Source organism: Paeniroseomonas aquatica (genome assembly GCF_030409335.1).
Lineage (GTDB): Bacteria > Pseudomonadota > Alphaproteobacteria > Acetobacterales > Acetobacteraceae > Belnapia > Belnapia aquatica.
On record NZ_JAUFPN010000108.1, the window covers coordinates 1 to 21,968 of the forward strand.

Genomic DNA, 21,968 nt, shown 5'->3' on the forward strand with positions numbered 1-21,968 from the left:
GCCCGCCGCCGCCAGGCCGGCGCCATCCTGGCCGAGGCCGAAGCCCTGCATGCCGAGGCCGCCCGACGCCTCGCCGCCGCCGAGGCCGAGCGCCAGGCGGCCGACGAGGCCCGCCGTGCCGCCGATGCCGCCTTCGCCGCCGCCCGCGAGGCGCAGCTCCGGGGCGAGGGCGCCGCCGCCCAGGCCGAGGCCGCCGCCACTGCGGTGGAGGAACGCGTCGCCGAGCGCCTCGGCGAGGGCGCCGAGCTGCCGCCGCCGGAGGAGCTGACCGACGCCGCCGAGGACAAGGCCCGGCGCAAGCTGGAGCGTCTCTCGAAGGAGCGGGAGGAGATGGGCCCAGTCAACCTCCGCGCCGATGTCGAGATGGCGGAGATCGAGGAGCGCATCGCCACCATCACCCGCGAGCGCGAGGAGATCGGCAGCGCCATCGCCAAGCTGCGGGGCTCGATCGGCTCGCTCAACCGGGAAGGCCGCGAGCGGCTGCGCGCCATCTTCGACCGGGTCGATACCGAATTCCGCGCCCTGTTCAGCCGGCTGTTCGGCGGCGGCCGGGCCCATCTCGCGCTGGTCGGCTCGGAGGATGCGCTGGAAGCCGGGCTCGAGATCTATGCCGAGCCGCCGGGCAAGAAGCTCTCGGCGCTGAGCCTGCTTTCGGGCGGTGAGCAGGCGCTGACCGCGCTCTCCCTGATCTTCGCCGTCTTCCGCTGCCAGCCCGCGCCGGTCTGCGTGCTCGACGAGGTCGACGCCCCGCTCGACGACGCCAATGTCGAGCGGCTGTGTGACCTGCTGGACGGCATGGCGGCGGAAAGCGGCACCCGCTTCCTGATCGTCACGCACCATCCGCTGACCATGGCGCGAATGCATCGCCTCTACGGCGTGACGATGCAGGAACGCGGCGTCAGCCGGCTGCTGAGCGTCGACCTCGGCCGCGCGGTGGAGATGGTGGAAGGCCAGCAGGCAGCGGGCTGAGGCGGGGCTTCAGCCCTTCGGCTGGCCGCGGTACCAGTCGAGCAGCTGCACGCCGTTCCAGTGCAGCACGCCGCTGTACTTCGCCACATGGTCGTAGAAGGCTTCCAGATACCTGATCCGGTGCGGCTGGCCGGAAATGTAGGGATGGATGGCGATGGACATGATCTTCGCCCGCTCCGCCCCTTCCTCGTACAGCCGGTCGAACTGGTCGATGGCGCGCTTGAGCAGGTAGTCGCTCTCATGGTGCTGGACCAGCATCATCGGGATGTCGTTCAGCTCGACGGTATAGGGCAGCGTGACCAACGGACCCTTCTCCGTATGGATCGTCGTCGGCTCGTCGTCGTAGACCCAGTCGCCGATGTACTGCACGCCGGCTTCGGCCAGCAGCTCCGGCGTCTCCAGCGTCTGGGTCAGCCCGGGTCCGAGCCAGCCGACGGGGCGGCGGCCGGTGAAACGCTCGATCTCCGCCATCGAGCGGGCGATCATCGCGGCCTGGTCGGGCTCCTTGTGGATCGGCCCCTGTTCCCAGCTATGGCCTATGAACTCCCAGCCGGCGCCATGCGCCTGCCGCGCCACCCGCGCGTAGTCCTGGCAGACCCGGGCGTTGATCGAGAGGGTGGGGGCGATGCCCAGCCTCTCGAACAGCCTGAAGAAGCGCCAGACGCCGACGCGCATGCCGTATTCGTGCCAGGACCAGTTGGGCACGTCGGGCAGCAGCACCTGCCCGGTCGGCGCCGGCAGCACCTGCCGCGCCATCGGCCTGGCGATGTCCCAGACCTCGAGGTTGACGATGCTCCAGACCACGATGCGGGCCCCGCCGGGCAGCACCAGCGGCGGCCGGTCGACGATGGCGGAATAGGGGATTCGGTCCCGCGGCTGCAGGCTCATGCCGAAGCCTCCTCACCGGCGGCCGCGGGGCGGCGGGCATGTCGGGCGGGCTGGGTCATCGGGGGGCTCCTGTCCGAAGGCTGAGCATCCGGCGCCGCGCGGCGCCGCGTCAACGACGGCTTGGCGCCGTGCCAGCGCCGCGCCACCCTTGCCCCCACCGGAGGAGGACGGACCATGGCGCTGCGCTGCGACCTCATCATCCGCGACGCCACCCTGGTCGACGGCAGCGGCGGGCCGCGCCGGCGCGGCGACCTCGGCGTGACCGGCGACCGGATCGTCGCCATGGGCGACCTCGGCGGCGCCAGCGGCGACCGGGAGGTGCTGGCCGCGGGCCGGGTCCTGGCGCCGGGATTCATCGACGCCCATACCCATGACGACCAGATGGTGCTCTGCGGCCCGGCCTGCATGCTCTGCAAGACCTCCCAGGGGGTGACCAGCGTGGTCGTCGGCAATTGCGGCATCAGCCTCTCGCCGGTGCCGATGGCGACCCGGCCGCCGGCGCCGCTGGACCAGGTCTGCGCCCCGGAATGGTGGGTCTTCGACAGCTTCGCCGCCTATGCGGACCGGCTGGCGCGGGAGCCGTCCTCGGTGAACACCCTGGCGCTGATCGGCCACATGTCGCTGCGCCTAGGGGCGATGGGGGCGGCGCTCGACCGGCCCGCGACCGACCGGGAGGCGGCGGCGATGCGCCGGCAGCTGGCGCAGGCCCTGGCCGAGGGCGCTGCCGGCTTCTCCACCGGATTGTTCTATGCGCCAAGCCGGCATGCCCCGACCGACGAGGTGATCGCGGTGGCGGAGGCGCTGCGGGCGCAGCGGGGCCTCTACGTCACCCACATGCGGGACGAGGCGGACGGGGTGCTCGACAGCATCGCGGAGACGCTGGGCATCGGTGCCGCGGCCGGGGTGCCGGTGGTGATCAGCCACCACAAATGCGCCATGCCGGAGAACCACGGCCGGTCGCGGGAGACGCTGGCGATGATCGAGGCCGGCGCGGCGCGGCAGCCGGTCGCCTTCGACGTCTATCCCTATGCCGCCACCTCCACCTCGCTCGCCGCCCGCCGGCCGCGGCCGGACGTGCCGGTGCAGGTCGCCGCCTCCCTGCCCCATCCGGAGATGGCCGGGCGGATGCTGGCGGATGTCGCGGCGGCATGGGGCCTGGGGCTGGAGGCGGCGGTGGCGCGGCTGCTGCCGGCGAGCGGCATCTTCCACAGCATGGCCGAGGAGGACGTGCAGCGGATCATGGCGCATCCCCTGGCGATGATCGGCAGCGACGGCGGGCCGTTGGCGGAGCAGCCGCATCCGCGGCTATGGGGCAGCTTCCCCCGGGTGCTCGGGCACTACAGCCGGGACCTCGGCCTGTTCAGCCTGGAGGCGGCGGTCCACAAGATGACCGGCCGTCCGGCGGCGGTCTTCGGCCTGGCGGATCGCGGGATGCTGCGGCCGGGGGCCTTCGCCGACCTGGTGCTGTTCGACCAGGCCACGGTGCGGGACCGCGCCACCTTCGCCGAACCGCGGCAGGCGGCGGCGGGGATCCACGAGGTCTGGGTGAACGGGCAGACCGCCTATACGCCGGCGGCCGGGGCGACCGCGGCGCGGTCCGGCCGGCTGCTGCGGCGGGCGCCGGCCTGAGGCCCGCGGGGCATAGCGCCGCGGCGCCGGCTCAGCAGAGGCTGAGCGCGGCGGGCCTGGGCGCCGCAGCCCGGAGCGCCGCAGACCTGTGCGCCGCCTGGGCGGCGACCCGCCGGATGGCGGCGGCCAGATCGGCGATCTCGAAGGGCTTGAGCAGCAGCGCCAGCGGGCTGCCGCCGGCGGACTGCAGCAGCTGCTCGCCATTGGGCGGCAGGAAGCCGGTCATCACCACGACCGGCAGGTCCGGCCGCTGCGCCCGCAGGCGGGGGATGAGCTCCCAGCCGGTCATGCGGGGCATGGCCAGGTCGGTCACCAGCACGTCGAAGCTGACCGCCTCGGCCAGGCGCAGGGCTTCCTCGCCATCGGCCGCCAGCATCACGCTGTGCCCGTAGTCGGTGAGCGCCTCCTCGATGACCATGGCCGCGAGCGGTTCGTCCTCCGCGACCAGTATTCGAAGCCCGTCCAGCGCCAGGGCGTGGTTCATCGCCGCTCCAATCGCCATGCCCGTGCCGCCGCCCAGAGGGGCGGCCAGACACGCCTCGGCGAGATGGGATGTAGCGCTTTGGTGCAGACGCCGGCGTCAAGTTCTCTTGATGGGCGAAATTATGCTGTCAGGGGCGGGCTACCCGGTCCGCCCCGCCGCCCCGGGCGCCACGCCGAGCTGGGCGTACAGCGTGGCGAGGCGCTCGGCGTAGCGCTCCGGGCTGAACAGCGCTGCGCGGACCGGCCCGGCGGCGGCCAGCCGGGCCCGCAGCGCCGGATCCCGGTCCATCGCCTGGATCGCCCCGACCAGGGCCGAGATGTCGTAGGGATCCACCGTCAGCGCCGCATCGCCCACCACCTCCGGCATGGAGGCGGTATTGGAGGTGATGACCGGCGTGCCCAGCAGCATCGCCTCCAGCGCCGGCAGGCCGAAGCCCTCGTACAGCGAGGGGAACAGCACCGCCCGGGCGCCGCGGATGAGGTTCACCAGCAGGCGGAAGGGCGCGTAGTCCAGCAGGATGATCTTGCGCCGGGTCCTGAGCGTCATGCCCTCCTGCACCAGGGTGCGGATATGGTCGTCGAACATCAGCCGGAGCTCCTCCTCGGATTTCCAGGCCTTCTTGCCGACGATGACCAGCGGCCCCTCGACGCCGCTGGCGAGGAAGGCCTGGATCATCCGGCCGACGTTCTTCTTCGGCTCGATCGCGCCGAAGAACAGCCAATAGCCGCCGGGCTCCAGGCCGAAGCTGCCGCGCACCTCGTCGGCGACCGCCTGGGCCGGGGCCTCGGTGAACTTCCGCGGGATGTCGACCGCCTGGTAGGTATTGGTCACCCGCTCCTCGGGCACGCCCAGCAGGCTGATGATGTCCCGGCGGGAGGCCTCGGAGACGGTGACGATATGGTCGGCCCGCTGGCCGAGCCGGCGGTTGAGGCGGAAGTAGCGCCGCTTGTTGTCGAGGGTCGTGTAGGGCAGCCGCAGCGGCACCAGGTCGTGCAGGGTGTAGATGTTGCGCGCCCCGACCGCCCGCAGCGGCAGCGGATAGGTCCAGTGCATGAGTTGCGGCGGGTGCGGAATGGTCACCTGCAATTCCCGCTTGAAGATGCGGAAATGCACATGGGCCTGCTGGAACAGGTCCTGCACGTTCCATATCTCGTCGAAATGCGGCAGACGATCTCGGAAGGTGGTGGCGATGACCTGGCCGGTGATGGGCACCGGCACGGCCTGCTCGCCGAAGGGCGTCGTCGCCATGCGGCGGGCGCGGCGGAGGGCCACCAGCCAGCGCGGCGGGCTGCCGACCCGCTCGTCGAAGAAGGCGATCTCGCGGATCAGCGGGTCGCGGCCCGGCGCCGCCCGGGTGCCGTAGAGCACCCCCGTCTCGAAGCCGAGTCGGCCGAAGGCGAAGCTGAGGTTCCGGGCATAGGTGGCGACTCCGGTGCCCTGGTCGAGCGCGAGGTTGTACCCGTCCAGGAAGACCCGGGGACGGCCCGGCGGGGCGGCCGCCCTCATCCCTGCTGGACCTGGCTGCGGAGGCCTGGTTCCATCCACACGAATTCTTGAAACGCTCTCATATGGGTTATCGTTTCCGGGTTGCACATCAACTGATGATATCCCTTGCGAAGCGAAACGCCGCAGTGCCTAATCGCTTGCATGGTTTGGGAGCCGAACGTGGCACGGTCCTCTGGTAGGGTAGGCAGCCTGGAAGTCACCGCCGCGCTGTTGCCTTTACGCAACGTCGCGGCCATGGGCATGGCGGAGCTGGCGGTGCTGATGGTCCGGGCGAGCGCCATTCTCCTGCTCCTCTCGCCCGTCGCCCTGCTGGCGCTGCTCGCATTCGCTTGAATTAGAAACGATGTGACCCTACTGGGAGAGGCCTGTTTGCGGTAGCAACGCCCTATGGTGGTGATGCGACCGCCAGGAACGCCTTCTACCGGCAGGAGCCATCGGATGGATATGATCTCATGGGTGGAATCGCCGGACGCGACCGCCGATGCCGATGCCCTCCTCGCCCGCGCCGATGCCCTCCGTGACCAGCAGGCCTGGTCCGAGGCCGCCGACGCCTATGCCGCCTTCCTCCGGCTCCGCCCCGACCACTGGGCGATCCGCGTCCAGTACGGCCACTGCCTGAAGGAATCCGGCGACCCGGACCGGGCCCTGCTGGCCTACCGGGAGGCCGAGCGGCTGCAGCCCGGCGATGCCGACATCCACCTGCAGATCGGCCATGTGCTGAAGCGCCTGGACCGGCACGAGGAGGCGCTCGAGGAATATGCCCGGGCCCTGCTGCTGGACCCGGCCAGCCCGGCGGCGCGGGCCGAGATCATGGCGCTCGACCCCGGCCTGCCGGAGCCGCCGGCGATGCCGGGCCCCGGCCACCTGCCCCGGGACCTTGCGCCGCCGGCCGCGGCGGCGGGCCAGCCCGCCGGCGCCGCCACCGTGATCTTCGACGCCTCCGACCTGCTCGACTACTTCCAGCACAACCGGGCGCCGACCGGCATCCAGCGGGTCCAGCTCGCCATCATCCGCGAGGCCCTGGCGGCGACGCCGGGCGTGGCGATCGCCGGCTTCGTCGCCGGGGAGGGGGTGTGGAAGGCGGTGCCCGAGGCGCTCTTCCGCCGCCTGGCCTGCCTGTCGCGGGAGGGCACCGCGGTCGCCGACCCGGCCTGGCGCACCGCGCTGGCCGCGGTGCAGGAGGCGCTGCGGGACGCCGCGCCCCTGGGCCTCGCGCCCGGCTGCAGCCTGGTCAACCTCGGGACCTCCTGGTGGATCCCGGACTATCTGCGGGTGGTGCGGGAGGCGAAGGAGCAGCACGGGCTGCGCTACATCCCCTTCCTCCACGACTGCATCCCCCTGCTGGTGCCCGAGCATTGCGCCGCGGCCCTGGTCGATGAATTCGCCCGCTGGTTCGCCGCGGTCTGCCTGCATGCCGATGCGGTGCTGACCAATTCCGAATGCACCCGGGCGGATTTCCTGCGCCTGCAGCAGCAGTTGCTGCCGGGGCTGGCGATCCCCTGCTTCCCCATCCCGCTGGATGCGGCGGAGCCGCAGGCCGCCGCTGCGGCCCCACCGGCGCGCCGCCCTTACGTGCTCTTCGTCGGCACCGTCGAATCCCGCAAGAACCACCTGCTGGCCTTCGGCGCCTGGCTGACGCTGCTGCGCCGCCACGGGGCGGAGGCGGTGCCGGACCTGGTCTGCGTCGGCAAGCGGGGCTGGCTGGCCGAGGCGGTGCTGAAGCTGCACCAGAACTCGGCGGCGCTGCGGGCCAAGGTCCACCTGCTGCACGGCGTCGCCGATACCGAGCTGGAAGGCCTGTACCGCGGCTGCCTCTTCACCCTCTACAACAGCTTCTACGAGGGCTGGGGCCTGCCGGTCACCGAGAGCCTGGCGCATGGCAGGGTGGCGCTGGTGCCGGACCATTCCTCGCTGCGGGAGGCGGGCGGCCAGGGCGCGGTCTATTTCACCCCGCAGAGCGAGCCCGACCTGGTGGCGAAGCTGGAGCGGCTGATCTTCGATGCGGCCTTCCGCACGGCGCAGGAGGCGGTGGTGGCGGCATCGCACCGGCCCCGCCCCTGGGCCGCGGTCGCGGCGCAGGTGCTGGACGCGGTGCAGGAGGCGGGCCACGGCCGCCTGCCGCCGCCGCGGGAGCGGCTGGACCTCCGCCTGGGCGAGGTGCATGCGCTGCGGCTGCTGCCGGGGCCGGAGACCGGCCTCGCCATGGCCGTCGCCGACGTGCTGCGGAGCGGGCCGGGCTGGTCGCGGCTGGAGGAGTGGGGGGTCTGGACCCTGCCCGGCCGCAGCCTGCTGCACCTGCCGCTGGAAGCCGGGCTGCCGCGGGCGCGGCTGCGGGTCTACCTGGAGCTGGTCGCGCCGCCGCTGCCGGTCGGCTTCCGCATCCGCGCCCAGGTCCGGGGCGAGCCGGCCACGGACTTCCGCCCGGTGGCCGCCGCCGCCGGGGAGCCGCTGTTCTGCATGCTGGAGGTGGAGGGCGCCGGCGGGGCCGAGGTCGAGATCGAGATCGAGAATGGGCCCGGCGTGGCCCCGGCGCCGGGCGACCCCCGGCTGGTCGGCATCGGCCTGCGCAGCGTCATGGTCTGCCGCCGGGACGACCTGGCGAGCCGGCTCGACTACCTGGAACGCGCCGCGCTGCCCCGGCTGGTCGCGTAGCGCCGCACCGGCAGCGGGCGATCCCTCTCGCGCGCCCGGCTTTTCCGCTACACTCCGGGGATGCCAGATGTCGGCGTCCTCCCGGACCAGAAGCAGACCAGCCCCGCCCCGCGCCGCAAGCGCTGGGTCTCCCCGCTGCTGCGGCGCATCCTGCTGCTGAACGTGCTGCCGCCGGCGCTGCTCGCCGCCGCCATGCTCTACCTCGACCAGTACCAGAACGGGCTGCTCGCCGCCGAGGTCGAGGCGATGCGCACCCAGGCCCGGATCTATGCCGGCGCCATCGCCGAGGCCGGGGTCCGCACCCAGGACGACCGCCTGGTCCTGGTCCCCGAGGCGATCCGCCCGCTGCTGCGCCGGCTGGTGGACCCGTCGCCCAATACCCAGGCCCGGCTGTTCGACAATACCGGGCTGGTCGTCGCCGACAGCCGGGTGCGCGAGGGCTCCGGCGGCGCCGTGGTGACCGAGCCGCTGCCGCCGCCCGAGCCGCGCGGCGCCTTCTCCAGCTCCATCGCCGGGCTCTATGACCGGCTGCTGACCCTGGTGCCGCGCACCGGCCCCTCCGACGTCGCGGTCGACATCAACCCGGACGCGGCCTCCTTCGACTGGCAGCCGAACCTCGGCCCCGACCGGCGGGAGGAGCTGCGCCTGGCGCTCGAGGGCGGCGTCACCCCCTATATCCGCCGCACCGCCGACGGCCGGCTGCTGGTCTCGGTCGCCGAGCCGGCCCGCCGCGGCAACCAGTCGGTCGGCATCGTGCTGCTGACGCGGGAGGCGCGCGAGGTCGACCAACGGCTGTTCGAGATCCGCGCCAGCGTGCTCGGCATCTTCGTCATCGCCCTGATCCTGACGGTGCTGCTCTCGCTCTACCTGGCGCAGACGCTCGCCAACCCGATCATGCAGCTGGCCGGCGCCGCCGCCGCCATGCGCCAGGGCGAGGGCCGCGGCGGCAGCGTCCCCGCCGCCGTGCTGGCGCGCGACGACGAGATCGGCATCCTGGCGCGCGACCTGCAGTCGGCCGCGACCGCGCTCTGGGCCCGGATCGACACCAACGAGCGCTTCGCCGCCGATGTGGCGCACGAGCTGCGCAACCCGCTGACCAGCGTGCGCTCGGCCATCGAGACCCTGCGGCGGATCGAGAACCCCGACCAGCAGAAGCGCCTGCTGGCCATCATCGCCGAGGACGCGGTGCGGATGGACCGGCTGATCGCCGACATCTCCGACAGCTCCCGCGTCGATGCCGAGCTGTCGCGCACCGTGGCGGTGCCGGTCGACATCGCCCCCATCCTCTCGACCCTGGCCGAGCTGCACAACGCGACCCGCGAGGATGAGGCGAACGACCCCACGGTGGTGCTGGAGGCCCCGGCCGAGGGGCTGGTGGTCCGCGGCGTCGAGGGCAGGCTGGTGCAGGTGCTGCGCAACCTGCTGGGCAATGCGCTGTCCTTCAGCCCGGCCGAGGGCCGGGTCTGGGTGCGGGCGCGGCCGACCGGGGCGATGGTCGAGGTGGTGGTCGAGGACGAGGGCCCCGGCATCCCCGAGGCCAAGCTGGAGGGGATCTTCGAGCGCTTCTACTCCGAGCGCCCGACCGGGGAGCGCTTCGGCCAGCACTCCGGCCTCGGCCTGTCCATCTGCCGGCAGATCGTCGAGGGGCTGCGCGGGCGGATCGCCGCCGAGAACCGCCGGGATGCGGACGGCAAGGTGCTGGGCGCGCGCTTCGTGATCCGCCTGCCGGTCGGGTAACAATCGGCAACGCCGAGCCCGGCGGAAACCCTGCGTTATATACGGTGCACTGTCGCCCGCCCCCCCGCCCGGCGTATATCCTGGCCGCAGGCGGCGGATCAGGCGCCGGAGGTATTGCCGCATGGGCCAGATCGTCATCACCGAATACATGGAGGCCGCGGCGATCGAGCGGCTCAACGCAGCCTACGTGACGCATTACGACCCGCAGCTGGGCATCGCGCCGGACCGGCTGCGCGGCGCGGTGGCCGGGGCCCGGGCACTGATCGTCCGCAACAAGACCCAGGTGGACGCAGCCCTGCTGGACGCCGCGCCGGGGCTGAAGGTGCTCGGGCGGCTCGGCGTCGGGCTCTACAACATCGACCTCGAGGCCTGCCGGGCGCGCGGGGTGGAGGTGATCCCGGCGGCCGGGGCCAATGCGGATTCGGTGGCGGAATACGCCATCCTCTCGGTCGGCATGCTGCTGCGCGGCGCCTTCCTGGCCACCGCCGAGATCGCCGCCGGGGACTGGCCGCGCGAACGCCTCAGCGGCGGGCGCGAGCTGGGCGGCAAGACGCTGGGCATCCTCGGCTTCGGCGACATCGGCCGCCGGGTCGCCAAGCTGGCGCGGGCCTTCGGCATGCGGGTGATCGCGCATGACCCGGTGCTGCCGATCGACCATTCCGGCTGGGCCGAGCACGGCACCAAATCCGTCACGCTCGACGAGCTGGTGGCGCGGGCGGATGCGATCAGCCTGCACGTGCCGCTGGAGGCGGCGACGCGCGGCCTGGTCGCCGCACCGATGCTGGCCGCCATGAAGCGCGGCGCGGTGCTGGTCAATGCCTCACGCGGCGGGGTGGTGGTGGAGGCCGACCTCGCCGCCGCGCTGCGCTCCGGCCATCTCGGCGGGGCGGTGCTCGATGTCTTCGAGGTGGAGCCGCTGCCCTCCGACAGCCCGCTGATCGGCGCCCCGAACCTGGTGCTGACGCCGCACATCGCCGGGGCGACGCGGGAGAGCAACCTCCGGGTCTCCTCGCTGATCGCGGCGCGGGTCCTCGTCGCCCTGGCGATGGACTAGCCGCATGCCGCGCATGAGCCTGGCGGCGGCCGAGGATCTCGCCCGCCGGGCGCTGCTGGCGGCCGGCGCCTCGGCGCCGATGGCGGCGGCGACGGCGCGGGTGCTGGTGCGGGCGGAGGCCGAGGGCCAGGCCGGGCACGGCCTGTCCCGCGTGGCGCAATACGCCGCCTTCCTGCGCAACGGCCGCGCCGACGGCACGGCGGTCGCCGCGGTCGTCGCCGAGCGCGGCGGCGCCGCGCTGGTCGATGCCCGGGACGGGCTGGCCTATCCGGCGCTGGAGCTGGCCGTCGCCGAGGCCGCCCGGCGGGCGCGGGCCTTCGGCATCGCCTGCGTCGGCATCACCAACAGCCAGCATTCCGGCGCCATGGGCCTGCCGGTCGCGGCGCTGGCGGCCGAAGGGCTGGTGGCGCTGGCCTTCACCAATTCGCCGGCGGCCATGCCGGTGCCGGCCGGACGGCGCCCGTTGATGGGAACCAATCCGGTGGCAGCGGCGTTTCCGAGGCGGAATGGTGGCCCACTGGTGATCGATTTGGCGCTATCAGAGGTTGCACGGGGCAAGATCATGCTCGCGGCCAAGGCTGGGCAGCCGATCCCGCCCGGCTGGGCGCTGGATGCTGCGGGGCAGCCGACGACGGATGCCGGCGCCGCCCTCTCGGGCGCGATGCTGGCGATGGGCGGGACGAAGGGGGCGCTGCTGGCCTTGGTGGTGGAATTGCTCTGCGTGGCGCTGACCGGCGCGGCCTTCGGCTTCGAGGCGGACAGCCTCTTCACCGAGGCCGGCAACCGGCCGCGGCTCGGGCAGTTCCTGCTGGCGGTGGACCCCGGCGCCCTGGCCGGCGAGGCCACCTACCTGGAGCGGGTGGAGACGCTGGTCGCGGCCATGCTGGCCGAGGAGGGCGTCCGCCTGCCGGGGGCCCGGCGCGCGGCGCTGCTGGCCGCGGCCACCGCGGCGGACGGCGGGGGCCTGGACGTGCCGCAATCAGTTTTCGAGGGTTTGAACGCGCTTGCAGCCTGAATCACCGATCATCGAGTACCAGCCCCGCCCGCCGGAGCCGCATCGCATCTGCGGCGGCAACCCGGTGCGCGCGGTCTTCCTCCGCCGGCCGGAGGCGGTGCAGCGGCTGTTCTACACCGAGGCGATGCGCCGGGTGGCCGGGCCGCTCTGCGCCCATCTCGCCCGCACCCGGCGGCCCTACCGGGAGGTCCTGCCCGACGAGCTGGCCCGGATCGCCGGCACGCCCCACCACGGCGGCATCTGCGCCATCACCCAGGTCCGCTATGCCGAGCGGCTGCCGGCGCATGCCCTGCCGGCCGACCTGCCGGTCTCGCCGCTGCTGCCGGTGCTCGACCGCATCGGCAATCCGCACAACCTCGGCGCCATCGCCCGCTCCGCCGCCTTCTTCGGCTGCCGCGGGCTGCTGCTCTCGGATGATGCCGCCCAGGCGGACCTCTCGGACGCGGCCTTCCGCACCGCCGAGGGCGGCCTGGAATTGCTGCGGGTGATGCGGGCGCGGGCGCTGCCCGAGCTGCTGCGCGGCATGCGCGGGCAGTACCTGGTGGTGGCGGCGGTCGCCGCCGGCGGCGTCGCCCCCGCCGCCCTGCCGCGCAACCGGCCACTCGCCCTGGTGCTGGGCAACGAGGAGCAGGGGCCGGCCGCCGACGTGCTGGAGGCCAGCGAGGCGGGCGTGACCCTGCGCGGCGGCGGGATGGTCGAGAGTCTCAACGTCTCGGCGGCGGCCGCGGTGCTGTTCCATGCGCTCGCCGGCACCCCGGCCCAGGCGGCGCCGCGGCCGGCGCCGCCGCCACGCCCGAAGGCGGCGCCCTCGCCCGGCCGGCTGCAGATGCCGCGCCGCTGACCATGGCCCCGCCGCCGCCCGCCACCCTCGCCACGCGGACCGACGGGGAGAGCCTCCGCCTGTCCTTCGCCGGCATCCTGGATGCCGCCGCCGCGGCGCGCGTCTGGGCGGAGGCGACGCGGCAGGCCAGGGGCGCGGCCCGCCTCATCCTCGACCTCAAGGGAGTGGAGGGCCTGGATACCGCCGGGGCGGTGCTGCTGCTGCGGCTGGAGCAGACGGCAGGCAAGGCGGAATGGCAGGGGCTGGCGGCCGGCCCGCTCCAGGCCGTGCTCGACCGGACCCGCCAGGCCCTGGTCGCACCGGCGCCGGCGACCCCGGCCTCGCTGTCGGTGCTGGCGCTGATCGGCCAGGCCACGGTGGAACGCGGCAAGGGCATGCTGGCGCAGATCGGCTTCCTCGGGGAGGCCGCGGTGGCCGGCCTCGGCATCCTGCGGCGGCCCTGGCGCCTGCGCCTCGCCGAGGTGCTGCGGCACCTGGACGAGGCCGGGCTGCGCGCCTTCGGGCTGACGATCCTGCTGGGCTTCCTGATCGGCGTCATCCTCGCCTTCCAGTCCTCGATCCCGATGCGGCGCTTCGGCGCCGAGATCTTCATCCCCAACCTGGTCGGGCTCTCCCTGCTGCGGGAGCTGGGGCCGCTGATGGCCGCGGTGGTGCTCTCGGGCCGTACCGGCTCGGCCTATGCCGCCGAGCTCGGCACCATGACGGTGAACGAGGAGGTGGATGCGCTGCGCATCATGGGCATCGACCCGATCGCCTGGCTGGTGCTGCCCCGGCTGATCGCGGCGGTGCTGGTCATGCCGGTCCTGGCGCTGCTGATGGACCTCGCCGGCCTGCTCGGCATGGGCGCGGTCATGGCGGCGCTGGGCTTCCCCCCGACCGGGGTGATCGCCCAGCTCCGCACCGCGGTCCAGCTGGGCGACCTGGCGGGCGGCCTGTTCAAGGCGGCGGTCTTCGGCCTCTCGATCGGCCTCGTCGGCTGCCGCGCGGGGCTGGGCGCCGGGCGCGGGCCGCGCGCGGTCGGCGACGCGGCGACGGCGGCGGTGGTTGGCGGCATCGTCTCCATCGTGCTGCTGGACGGCATCTTCGCCATCCTGTTCTTCCGCCTGGGCTGGTGACGATGGCCGAGCCGCAGGCCGAGACCGTCATCCGGGTGGAGGACCTGGCCGCCCGCTTCGGCGGCCGGACCATCTTCGAGCATGTCGGCTTCGAGGTCCGGCGGGGCGAGGTCTTCGTCATCCTCGGCGGCTCCGGCTGCGGCAAGTCCACCCTGCTGAAGCACATGATCGGCCTCTATCCGCCGGCCGAGGGCAGCATCCATATCCTCGGCGAGGACATGGGCTCGCTCGATGGCGCTGCGCGCACCGCGCTGCTGCGGCGGATCGGGGTGATGTGGCAATCGGGCGCGCTGTTCGGCTCCTCGACGCTGGCCGAGAACATCGAGGTGCCGCTCGAGGAGCATACCGCGCTGCCGGCCGAGGCGCGGGCACTGGTCGCGCGGGTGAAGCTCGGCCTGGTCGGGCTGGCCGATGCGGCGCAGCGGCTGCCGGCGGAGATCTCGGGCGGCATGGCCAAGCGGGCCGGCATCGCCCGGGCCATGGCGCTGGACCCGCCGATCCTGTTCCTGGACGAACCCTCGGCCGGGCTCGACCCCATCACCTCGGCCGGGCTCGATGCGCTGATCAGGCAGCTCGCCCGCGACCTCGGCACCACCTTCGTGGTGGTGACGCATGAGCTTCAATCCATCCTGGCGATCGGGGACCGCTGCATCATGCTGGACAAGGACGCCAAGGGGATGATCGCCGAGGGCGACCCGCGCCGGCTGCGCGATGAGAGCGAGAACCCGGTGGTCCGGGCCTTCTTCCGGCGCGAGGTGCTGGAAGCGCCGCCTCCACCCCGGGGCCGGGGCTGACCCATGGCGCAATCCCGCGGACTCTACCTGCGCGTCGGCGTGCTGGTCGTCGTCGGCCTGGCGCTGAGCCTCGGCTTTGTCCTGTTCTTCACCTCGTCCCGCTTCGGCAGCAGCAGCATCACCTACGAGACCTACCTGCGGGAATCCGTGCAGGGCCTCGATGTCGGCTCGCCGGTGCGCTACCGCGGCGTCGCGATCGGCCGGGTGGCGGAGGTCGGGCTGGTGGCCGCGGAGTACCACCCGGCGCGGCGGGAGACCTTCGGCAGCGTCTTCCAGCTGGTCTTCGTCCGCTTCGCCGTGGACACCAACCGGATCGGCGAGGTGCCCTCGCTGGAGGAGGCGATCCGCCTCGGCCTGCGGGTGCGGATCGCGGCCCAGGGCATCACCGGGGTGAACTACCTGGAGCTGGACTTCCTGCCGCCCGACCGCTTCCCGCCCCGCGAGGTGCCCTGGACGCCCCGCTACCCCTATGTCCCGGCGGTGCCCTCCACCGTGGCCCAGGTCCAGGGCGCGGCCGAGCTGCTGCTGCAGAAGCTGCAGGACGTCGACCTGCCGGGGCTGCTGGACAACGTCATCGCGCTGGTCGCCGACGTCCGCGGCCAGGTCAAGGACGGCGACCTGGCGATCACCCTGCGGGAGGCGGCCAGCCTGCTACGGGCGGTGCGGTCGCAGGCGGAGGCGGCGCAGGTGCCGGAGGTGCTGGCCGAGCTGCGCGGCGTGGCGACCGATGCCCGGAGCCTGCTCGGCGGGCGGGAGGTGCAGCAGACCCTGAGCAATGCCGCCGCCGCGGCGGCCGAGCTGCGCAGCGCCGTCGGCCGGCTGCCGGCGAGCATCGCCAGCCTCGAGGGCGGGCTGCGGAACGCCCGCGGCGCGACCACCGACCTCCAGGCCGAGCTGGCGCCGATCCTGCGGGACCTGCGGGCCGCGGTGGGCAACCTGCGGGACACCACCGAGCAGCTCCGGCGCTACCCGTCCCAGGCCATATTCGGCGCCCCGCCGCCAGCCCCGGAGTCCCGCCGATGACCCCCGTCGCCACGCGCCGCACCCTGCTGCGGACCATGCCCCTCGCGGCCGCCCTCGCGGGCTGCAGCGTCCTGCCGGACCGGCCCTACCAGGAGGTGCAGCGCTTCGCCCTGGCGCCGGAGCGGCCGCAGCGGGCGACGCCGGCGCGCGGCGCGCCGGTGTTGCTGGTGCGCACCCTGCGGGCGGCCCCGGGCCTCGACGTGCGGGGGCTGCGGCTGCTCGGCGCCGACGGCCAGATCACCACCGAGTACTGGCAGGAATGGGCGGCCCCGCCGGCCGACCTGGCGGAGGAGGCGCTGCGGCGCTGGCTCGCCGCCAGCGGGCGGTTCAGCGCGGTCACCCTGCCCGGGTCGCGGCTGCGCTCGGACCTCGTGCTGGAGGCCGAGCTGATCCGGCTGCAGGCCGAACCCGGTTCCGGCCTCGGCCGGGCGGCGCTCTCGGTGCTGGCGCTGGCGGAGGCGCAATCCGGCAGCGGGGAGGCCCGCATCCTCGGCCAGTTCCTCGCCGAGGGTGCGGCGCCGCTGGCCCGGCAGGGCAGCAAGGTCCGGGCGGCGGATGCCGCGACGGCGATGTCGGCGGCGCTCGGCCTGGCCCTGGCCCAGGTCGAGCAGCGCCTGGCCGGGCTGCCGGCGCCGCGCCGGGTCGCTTAGTCGCAGCCGGGCCGGCGCGCCTCGATGAAGTGCAGCAGGCATTCGCCGTAGCGCTGGGTGAAGGCAGGCAGCGCGCCGCCGCCGTGCCCGGCGAGCCCGTCGGGCCGGTCGAGCAGCAGCAGCCGGGCGACCTGCGGCGCGGCCAGCAGGCGGCGGAACAGCGTCGCGCGCGCCTCCGGGTCCGGGTCGTACTCGTCGCCGTCGAAGGTCGCCACCGCCACCCGGGCGGCGGGGCTGCGGGCCCGGGCCAGCACCTGGCGCAGCTCCTCGACCGCGACCGGCCAGGCCGGGCTGCCGCGCGGGCCATGCGCGGCCGGGGCGACCGCGACGACGCCGTCGGCCAGGCCCGGCTCGTCCAGGATCTGCAGGGCATTCCAGGCACCCCGCGACTGGCCGCCGACCACCACCCGCCGGTAGCCCTGGGCGCGCAGCACCCGCAACGCCCCGCGCAGCCAGCCGGCGGCGGCCTCGGCATCGTCCACCGCCGGGTCGCGGTCGAAGCGCAGCACGTCCCAGCCGGCATTGTTGAAGACCCGCACATGCGGCTGCGGCTGGCTGCCGCGGCTGTCCTGGCCGCCGGCGGCCCGGCCATGCGCCCAGACATAGGCGCCGCGGGCCGCCGCCGGCCCCTGCCAGAGGAAGCGGCCATCCGGCACCACCGCCCAGCCCGGGCCGCCCTGGACCGGGCGGGTGGGCGCGGCCGCGATGACGGCCTCCCGCCCCGGCCAGACCACGGCGAGGTCGCGGGCATAGACCTGGCACCCGGCGCCGCCCCACTGGGCGCAGAGGGCGATGGCCCGCGCCTCGGTCGCCGCGAGGTCGGGCTGCGCCGCGGCCCAGCCCCAGGCGCCGTCGGGGCTGAGGGCGAATACCCGGGGGGTCGGCTGCTGCAGGAATCGGGCGTAGTCGGCGCGCCCGGCCTCCCCCAAGGCCGGTACCGCGGCGACGTCGAGCACCGGGCTCGGCGGCGGGAGGGCGGGTTCGGCCCGGGACGGGGCCGGCGTGGCGGGCGCCAGGGCAAGCCACAAGAACACGTGATATGCCATGCTTGTGATGCAATCACGTTTCGATAGCATACCGCAACAGTTCAGCGGGCCAAACAGCCTCTTTACCGGCCCAGGCTTCCGGGGCACCTAGCGCGGGACCGATGCCGGTGCGGCACCGGTCGTGCGCTAGGCGTTCCATGTCGCGTGACGAGCGCCCTCGGTGGGCGCGACCTCGGCGACCATGGCCTAGCCGCACCCATCAGCCGCGTGGCCCGAGGATAGAATTCATGCGCGTCAAGGATGTGAAGAAGGTCGTGCTCGCCTATTCCGGCGGCCTCGACACCAGCGTCATCCTGAAGTGGCTCCAGACCACCTACCGCTGCGAGGTGGTGACCTTCACCGCCGACCTCGGCCAGGGCGAGGAGCTCGGCCCGGCCCGGGACAAGGCGCTGCTGCTCGGCATCAAGCCCGAGAACATCTTCATCGACGACCTGCGGGAGGAGTTCACCCGCGACTTCATCTTCCCGATGTTCCGGATGAACGCGCTGTACGAGGGCCAGTACCTGCTGGGCACCTCCATCGCCCGGCCGCTGATCGCCAAGCGGCAGATCGAGATCGCCGAGCAGGTCGGCGCCGATGCGGTGGCGCATGGCGCGACCGGCAAGGGCAACGACCAGGTGCGCTTCGAGATCGGCTACTACTCGCTGAAGCCGGACATCAAGATCATCGCGCCCTGGCGCGAATGGGACCTGACCAGCCGCACCGCGCTGATCGCCTTCGCCGAGGCGCACCAGATCCCGATCGCCAAGGACAAGCGCGGCGAGTCCCCGTTCTCGGTCGATGCCAACCTGCTGCACTCGAGTTCCGAGGGCAAAATCCTGGAGGAGCCCTGGGACGCGCCGGACGAGATGGTCTGGCAGCGCACCATCCGCCCCGAGGATGCGCCCGACACCCCGACCGAGATCACCGTCGAATTCGAGCGTGGCGATGCCGTGGCGATCAACGGCGAACGGCTGTCGCCAGCCTCGCTGCTGGCCGCGCTGAACGCATTGGGCAAGGCCAACGGCATCGGCCGGCTGGACCTGGTGGAGAACCGCTTCGTCGGCATGAAGTCCCGCGGCTGCTACGAGACCCCGGGCGGCACCATCCTCTACCAGGCGCACCGGGCGATCGAGAGCATCACCCTCGACCGCGAGGCGGCGCACCTCAAGGACAGCCTCATGCCGCGCTACGCCGAGATCGTCTACAACGGCTTCTGGTTCAGCCCGGAACGCCGGATGATCCAGGCCATGGCCGATGCCAGCCAGGCCAGCGTCAGCGGCACCGTCCGCCTCAAGCTCTACAAGGGCAATGTCATTGTCACCGGCCGGCAGTCGCCGCACAGCCTCTATTCCATGAAGCACGTCACCTTCGAGGACGACCAGGGCGCCTACGACCAGTTCGACGCGCAAGGGTTCATCAAGCTGAACGCGCTGCGGCTGCGCCTCGGCGCCATGGCGGGCCGGAAGGGCGGCGCGCTCTAGCCATGGCGATGCCGCGGCACGACCGGGCCCGGGTCCTGCTGCGGCAGCTCTACCGGACCGAGGCCCGGCGGGCGCGGCAGTTCCGCTATGCCCTGCTGGTCCTCGACCTGCTGAGCATCGGCTGGATCGTCCTGGCCTCCTTCCTGCCACTCAACACCCTGGTGCTGACGGTGGACTGCGGGCTGGGGCTGGTCCTGCTGGCGGAATTCATCGCTCGGCAGAGCGCCAGCGCGCGGCCCTGGCGCAGCCTGGTCCAGCCGCTGGAGCTGGCCGACCTGCTCGGCATCCTGTCCCTGCTGCTGGCGCCGCTGCTGCATGGCGCGCTCGGCTTCCTGCGGGTGCTGCGGACGCTGCGGCTGCTGCATTCGGTGCGGCTGGTCGCCTCGCTGCGCAGCGACCTGCCCTTCTTCCGGCGGAACGAGGAGGCGACCCTGGCGGCGGCGCAGCTCGGCGTCTTCGTCTTCATCATGACCGGCGTGGTCTTCGAGACCCAGCACCACGGCAACCCGCACATCACCAACTATGCCGATGCGCTGTACTTCACCGTGGCGACGCTGACGACGACCGGCTTCGGCGACATCACCCTGCAGGGGCGGCTGGGCCGGCTGCTCTCGGTGGTCATCATGCTGGCCGGGGTCACGCTCTTCCTGCGGCTGGCGCAGACGCTGTTCCGACCCAACAAGGTGCGCTTCCCCTGCGACAGCTGCGGGCTACAGCGACACGAGACGGATGCGGTGCACTGCAAGGCCTGCGGCACGATGCTGCGCATCCCCGACGAGGGCGACGGCTAGGCGCCGGCCCGGCGGCGACACCGCCGCAACAAACCCACAAGTCCTGATGACGCTGCGGTGGTTCGTTTCCAGAAACGCGCAAGCTGAGCGTTGAGAGCAACGAGAAGTTGTTGTAGCTTGCCATAGTCATAAAACCGAGAGTGGTGGCCTCGCCCATGTCCCTGGCACATTCGGGTAGCCTTCCCGACCTCGGACTGGCGGAGGCGCGGCGGCCGGCGCCCAATCCCTGGATCCTGCCTTGGCTGGCCCGGGGCGGCCGCCTGCGCTGGGCCGCGGCCAACCTGGCCGTGGCCTGCCTCTATGCCGGGCTCGGCGCGGTGGTCGGCCGGTTCTTCGGCGCCTACGGGCTGTTTCCGGCGCCGATCTGGCTGCCGGCCGGCATCGCCGCCATCGCCTGCATGGTCGGCGGCGCCGGACTGCTGCCCGGCATCTTCCTCGGCTCCCTGGTGGTGAACGCGGCGGTCTTCGACATCGCGCCGCCGGTCGCCGCCATGATCTCGGCCAGCAATGCGCTCGGGCCCTGGGCCGGCGTGCAGCTCACCCGGGCGATGCGCCCGGCGAGCGGCCTCTTCACCCGGTTCAGCGGCGTGCTCGGCTTCATCCTCGGCGCGGTGCTGCTGCATGCCGCCTGCACCGCGGCCGGCGGCACCCTGGCGCTCGCGCTGGCGCAGCCGATGTCCCTGGCCGAGGCCTATGCGGTCTTCTCCGCCTGGTGGCTCTGCGACAGCGGCGGCACCTTCTTCTTCGCCCCGGCGCTGCTGCTGTGGCTCGGGGTGGAGCGCACCGCCGCCGCCTCCGACCGGCGGCCCTCGCTGGCGGATACGCTGGTACTCGCCGGCATGGTCGCCACCGCCGCGGCGCTGTTCGCCGTCCCCGGCCTCGGCAGGCTGGTGCGGCCGGATGCGGTCTTCCTGCTGACGGTGCCGCTGTCCTGGATCACCCTGCGGATCTCGCTGCGCGCCGCCTATACGCTGCTGACCCTGATCTGCGTCGCCGCCACCGTCGGCACGGTCATGGGCGAGGGCCCCTTCCACGGCCCCGGGGTGCACAACCCGCTGCAGTCGGTCGGGCTGATGACCGTGCTCTTCGCCATGGATGCGCTGACCCTGATCGCCCTGACCAGCGAGCGGCGGGAGGCCGAGGCCCGGCTGACCGAGGCGCGCGGCACCCTGGCCCGCGCCGTCGCCCGCACCGAGGACCTGACGCGGGAGGCCCTGACCGACCCGCTCACCGGCGTCGGCAACCGCCGCCACTTCAGCTCGGCCGGTGGCGCCGCCTTCTACCTCTCGCGCCAGGGCGGGACGCCGCTCGCCCTCCTGCACTTCGACCTCGACCACTTCAAGCGGCTGAACGACAGCGCCGGGCACGCGGCGGGCGACGCGGCGCTGCGGGCCGTGGCGGTGACCTGCGGCCACGCCCTGCGCGCCGACGACCGGGTCTTCCGCCTCGGCGGCGAGGAATTCGCCGTGGTGCTGCCGGGGCTCGGCCTCGCCGCCGCGGCGGAGGCGGCGGAACGGCTGCGGCAGGCGATCGGCTATGTCGCCCTGCCCGGCGGGCGGCGCATGAGCGCCAGCTTCGGCGTCACCGAGCGCGGGCCGCAGGACCGGTCGCTGGACGACCTGCTGCGGCGGGCCGATGCGGCGACCTATGCCGCCAAGTCGCGGGGCCGGGACCGGATCGAGGTCGCCGCGGCCGGATAGGTCCTGCCGGACCGCCGCCGGCCCCCCTCGGGCGCTTCCCTGTGCGCCGCCCGCGCCATCCCGGCCCAGTAACAAGACAACGGCGACGCCAGCGGCGTGCCCGGCCGCCGGGCGGTGGTGATGCCGGCGCAAAGCCTTGCCGAAGGCCGATCATGCGCCCCACGGACCGTTTCGATTCACAAAAATACCGAAAAAACAATCCTTGATCGTATACTTTATAATGCGTATCGCAATCTTGCTCACGAGTACGCGACAAGCGTGGGCGGACGGAAACTATCCCAGGGAAAGGATCCCGCATGTGACGACCGCATTGAGCTGATTTCCGGCTGCAGTAATTCGCTGTGACCAAGCCGGTTATGTTCAATGGCAACACATAGGGCCGTAGCGCTACTTCGGGCAGGGTCTTTCCCGGGCATCCCGGCATTCCTCGTGTCTTGGCCGCAACGCATTGCCGCCAGCGAGGCCGATCGCCCGCCTGCCCCGCACGGCTGACCGCGGCAGCATCCCATGTCGCTGCCGAACGGGCGCGATCCTCCCGCGCCCGGGGCTGCTCCAGCCCGCCATCCCGCGCGCCCCAGGCCGCCGCATGCCCCGCGGCGACCGGTGTCACG

18 protein-coding genes and 1 pseudogene are annotated in these 21,968 nt (G+C 73.1%); 15 read left to right on the plus strand and 4 right to left on the minus strand.

Translation table 11 applies throughout. The features are described 5' to 3' along the window. Positions 1 to 969, plus strand: a pseudogene (locus tag QWZ14_RS09665) (chromosome segregation protein SMC); the annotation flags it as partial. Between the two features lie 9 nt (positions 970 to 978). On the opposite strand, the gene QWZ14_RS09670 reads toward QWZ14_RS09665, so the two are convergent. Next, a complete protein-coding gene (locus QWZ14_RS09670; protein WP_290316436.1) occupies positions 979 to 1,857 on the minus strand; it encodes a polysaccharide deacetylase family protein in 879 nt (292 codons plus the stop codon). A gap of 174 nt (positions 1,858 to 2,031) precedes the next feature. Here QWZ14_RS09670 and QWZ14_RS09675 point away from each other — a divergent pair, with 174 nt between their 5' ends. Beyond that, positions 2,032 to 3,486 carry an N-acyl-D-amino-acid deacylase family protein gene (locus QWZ14_RS09675; protein WP_290316437.1) on the plus strand — a complete coding sequence of 485 codons (1,455 nt, stop codon included), beginning with the start codon at positions 2,032 to 2,034 and terminating at the stop codon, positions 3,484 to 3,486. 31 nt (positions 3,487 to 3,517) lie between these two features. Here the strand turns inward: QWZ14_RS09675 and QWZ14_RS09680 are convergent, their stop codons facing one another. Together QWZ14_RS09680 and QWZ14_RS09685 are read right to left on the minus strand one after the other, a co-directional pair. Further along, the gene (locus tag QWZ14_RS09680) at positions 3,518 to 3,970 is read right to left on the minus strand and encodes a response regulator (protein ID WP_290316438.1); all 453 of its coding nucleotides are present in this window, start codon (positions 3,968 to 3,970) and stop codon (positions 3,518 to 3,520) included. Between the two features lie 138 nt (positions 3,971 to 4,108). Continuing rightward, positions 4,109 to 5,476 (minus strand): glycosyltransferase family 4 protein, encoded by a 1,368-nt coding sequence (locus tag QWZ14_RS09685; RefSeq protein ID WP_290316439.1) that lies wholly within the window; start codon positions 5,474 to 5,476, stop codon positions 4,109 to 4,111. A gap of 159 nt (positions 5,477 to 5,635) precedes the next feature. On the opposite strand from QWZ14_RS09685, the gene QWZ14_RS09690 reads away from it, so the two are divergent. The 10 genes from QWZ14_RS09690 (at position 5,636) to QWZ14_RS09735 (ending at position 16,357) form a co-directional block, all read left to right on the plus strand. After that, positions 5,636 to 5,809: a hypothetical protein gene (locus tag QWZ14_RS09690; protein ID WP_290316440.1), complete on the plus strand. Its 174-nt coding sequence runs from the start codon at positions 5,636 to 5,638 to the stop codon at positions 5,807 to 5,809. Positions 5,810 to 5,914: 105 nt separating this feature from the next. Continuing rightward, positions 5,915 to 8,128, plus strand: a complete 2,214-nt coding sequence (locus QWZ14_RS09695) for a glycosyltransferase family 4 protein (RefSeq protein WP_290316441.1) — start codon at positions 5,915 to 5,917, stop codon at positions 8,126 to 8,128. Between the two features lie 60 nt (positions 8,129 to 8,188). Further along, the gene (locus QWZ14_RS09700; RefSeq protein WP_290316442.1) at positions 8,189 to 9,865 is read left to right on the plus strand and encodes a stimulus-sensing domain-containing protein; all 1,677 of its coding nucleotides are present in this window, start codon (positions 8,189 to 8,191) and stop codon (positions 9,863 to 9,865) included. 121 nt (positions 9,866 to 9,986) lie between these two features. Then, complete coding sequence (locus QWZ14_RS09705) at positions 9,987 to 10,919, plus strand: hydroxyacid dehydrogenase (RefSeq protein WP_290316443.1); 933 nt, start codon at positions 9,987 to 9,989, stop codon at positions 10,917 to 10,919. Between the two features lie 4 nt (positions 10,920 to 10,923). Then, on the plus strand, positions 10,924 to 11,934 hold the full coding sequence (locus QWZ14_RS09710) for an Ldh family oxidoreductase (RefSeq protein ID WP_290316444.1): 1,011 nt from the start codon (positions 10,924 to 10,926) through the stop codon (positions 11,932 to 11,934). Beyond that, on the plus strand, positions 11,924 to 12,775 hold the full coding sequence (locus tag QWZ14_RS09715) for a TrmH family RNA methyltransferase (RefSeq protein WP_290316445.1): 852 nt from the start codon (positions 11,924 to 11,926) through the stop codon (positions 12,773 to 12,775). The genes QWZ14_RS09710 and QWZ14_RS09715 overlap by 11 nt, the downstream gene beginning before the upstream one ends. 2 nt (positions 12,776 to 12,777) lie before the next feature. Further along, positions 12,778 to 13,890, plus strand: coding sequence for an MlaE family ABC transporter permease (locus QWZ14_RS09720; protein WP_290316446.1), 1,113 nt, complete (start codon positions 12,778 to 12,780; stop codon positions 13,888 to 13,890). 2 nt (positions 13,891 to 13,892) lie between these two features. After that, on the plus strand, positions 13,893 to 14,684 hold the full coding sequence (locus QWZ14_RS09725) for an ABC transporter ATP-binding protein (protein WP_290316447.1): 792 nt from the start codon (positions 13,893 to 13,895) through the stop codon (positions 14,682 to 14,684). 3 nt (positions 14,685 to 14,687) lie between these two features. Then, the gene (locus QWZ14_RS09730) at positions 14,688 to 15,707 is read left to right on the plus strand and encodes an MlaD family protein (RefSeq protein ID WP_290316448.1); all 1,020 of its coding nucleotides are present in this window, start codon (positions 14,688 to 14,690) and stop codon (positions 15,705 to 15,707) included. After that, entirely contained in the window at positions 15,704 to 16,357 is a 654-nt protein-coding gene (locus QWZ14_RS09735; protein ID WP_290316449.1) for an ABC-type transport auxiliary lipoprotein family protein, read from the plus strand. The genes QWZ14_RS09730 and QWZ14_RS09735 overlap by 4 nt, the downstream gene beginning before the upstream one ends. On the opposite strand, the gene QWZ14_RS09740 is transcribed toward QWZ14_RS09735, so the two are convergent. Continuing rightward, positions 16,354 to 17,391, minus strand: a complete 1,038-nt coding sequence (locus tag QWZ14_RS09740) for a hypothetical protein (protein WP_290316450.1) — start codon at positions 17,389 to 17,391, stop codon at positions 16,354 to 16,356. The genes QWZ14_RS09735 and QWZ14_RS09740 overlap by 4 nt on opposite strands. A gap of 239 nt (positions 17,392 to 17,630) precedes the next feature. Here QWZ14_RS09740 and QWZ14_RS09745 point away from each other — a divergent pair, with 239 nt between their 5' ends. From QWZ14_RS09745 to QWZ14_RS09755, 3 genes are all read left to right on the plus strand, one after another. Continuing rightward, positions 17,631 to 18,866, plus strand: coding sequence for an argininosuccinate synthase (locus QWZ14_RS09745; protein WP_290316451.1), 1,236 nt, complete (start codon positions 17,631 to 17,633; stop codon positions 18,864 to 18,866). Positions 18,867 to 18,868: 2 nt separating this feature from the next. Then, positions 18,869 to 19,657, plus strand: coding sequence for a potassium channel family protein (locus QWZ14_RS09750; RefSeq protein ID WP_290316452.1), 789 nt, complete (start codon positions 18,869 to 18,871; stop codon positions 19,655 to 19,657). Positions 19,658 to 19,812: 155 nt separating this feature from the next. Beyond that, positions 19,813 to 21,357 (plus strand): GGDEF domain-containing protein, encoded by a 1,545-nt coding sequence (locus tag QWZ14_RS09755; RefSeq protein ID WP_290316453.1) that lies wholly within the window; start codon positions 19,813 to 19,815, stop codon positions 21,355 to 21,357. Positions 21,358 to 21,968: the final 611 nt, after the last annotated feature.

Coding starts and splice junctions, on each gene's coding strand:
- QWZ14_RS09710 (WP_290316444.1), top strand. CDS start 10,924: ATGCCGCGCATGAGCCTGGCGGCGGCCGAGGATCTCGCCCGCCGGGCG.
- QWZ14_RS09735 (WP_290316449.1), top strand. CDS start 15,704: ATGACCCCCGTCGCCACGCGCCGCACCCTGCTGCGGACCATGCCCCTC.
- QWZ14_RS09755 (WP_290316453.1), top strand. CDS start 19,813: ATGTCCCTGGCACATTCGGGTAGCCTTCCCGACCTCGGACTGGCGGAG.
- QWZ14_RS09750 (WP_290316452.1), top strand. CDS start 18,869: ATGGCGATGCCGCGGCACGACCGGGCCCGGGTCCTGCTGCGGCAGCTC.
- QWZ14_RS09725 (WP_290316447.1), top strand. CDS start 13,893: ATGGCCGAGCCGCAGGCCGAGACCGTCATCCGGGTGGAGGACCTGGCC.
- QWZ14_RS09720 (WP_290316446.1), top strand. CDS start 12,778: ATGGCCCCGCCGCCGCCCGCCACCCTCGCCACGCGGACCGACGGGGAG.
- QWZ14_RS09685 (WP_290316439.1), bottom strand. CDS start 5,476: ATGAGGGCGGCCGCCCCGCCGGGCCGTCCCCGGGTCTTCCTGGACGGG.
- QWZ14_RS09705 (WP_290316443.1), top strand. CDS start 9,987: ATGGGCCAGATCGTCATCACCGAATACATGGAGGCCGCGGCGATCGAG.
- QWZ14_RS09730 (WP_290316448.1), top strand. CDS start 14,688: ATGGCGCAATCCCGCGGACTCTACCTGCGCGTCGGCGTGCTGGTCGTC.
- QWZ14_RS09745 (WP_290316451.1), top strand. CDS start 17,631: ATGCGCGTCAAGGATGTGAAGAAGGTCGTGCTCGCCTATTCCGGCGGC.
- QWZ14_RS09670 (WP_290316436.1), bottom strand. CDS start 1,857: ATGAGCCTGCAGCCGCGGGACCGAATCCCCTATTCCGCCATCGTCGAC.
- QWZ14_RS09680 (WP_290316438.1), bottom strand. CDS start 3,970: ATGAACCACGCCCTGGCGCTGGACGGGCTTCGAATACTGGTCGCGGAG.
- QWZ14_RS09675 (WP_290316437.1), top strand. CDS start 2,032: ATGGCGCTGCGCTGCGACCTCATCATCCGCGACGCCACCCTGGTCGAC.
- QWZ14_RS09695 (WP_290316441.1), top strand. CDS start 5,915: ATGGATATGATCTCATGGGTGGAATCGCCGGACGCGACCGCCGATGCC.
- QWZ14_RS09700 (WP_290316442.1), top strand. CDS start 8,189: ATGCCAGATGTCGGCGTCCTCCCGGACCAGAAGCAGACCAGCCCCGCC.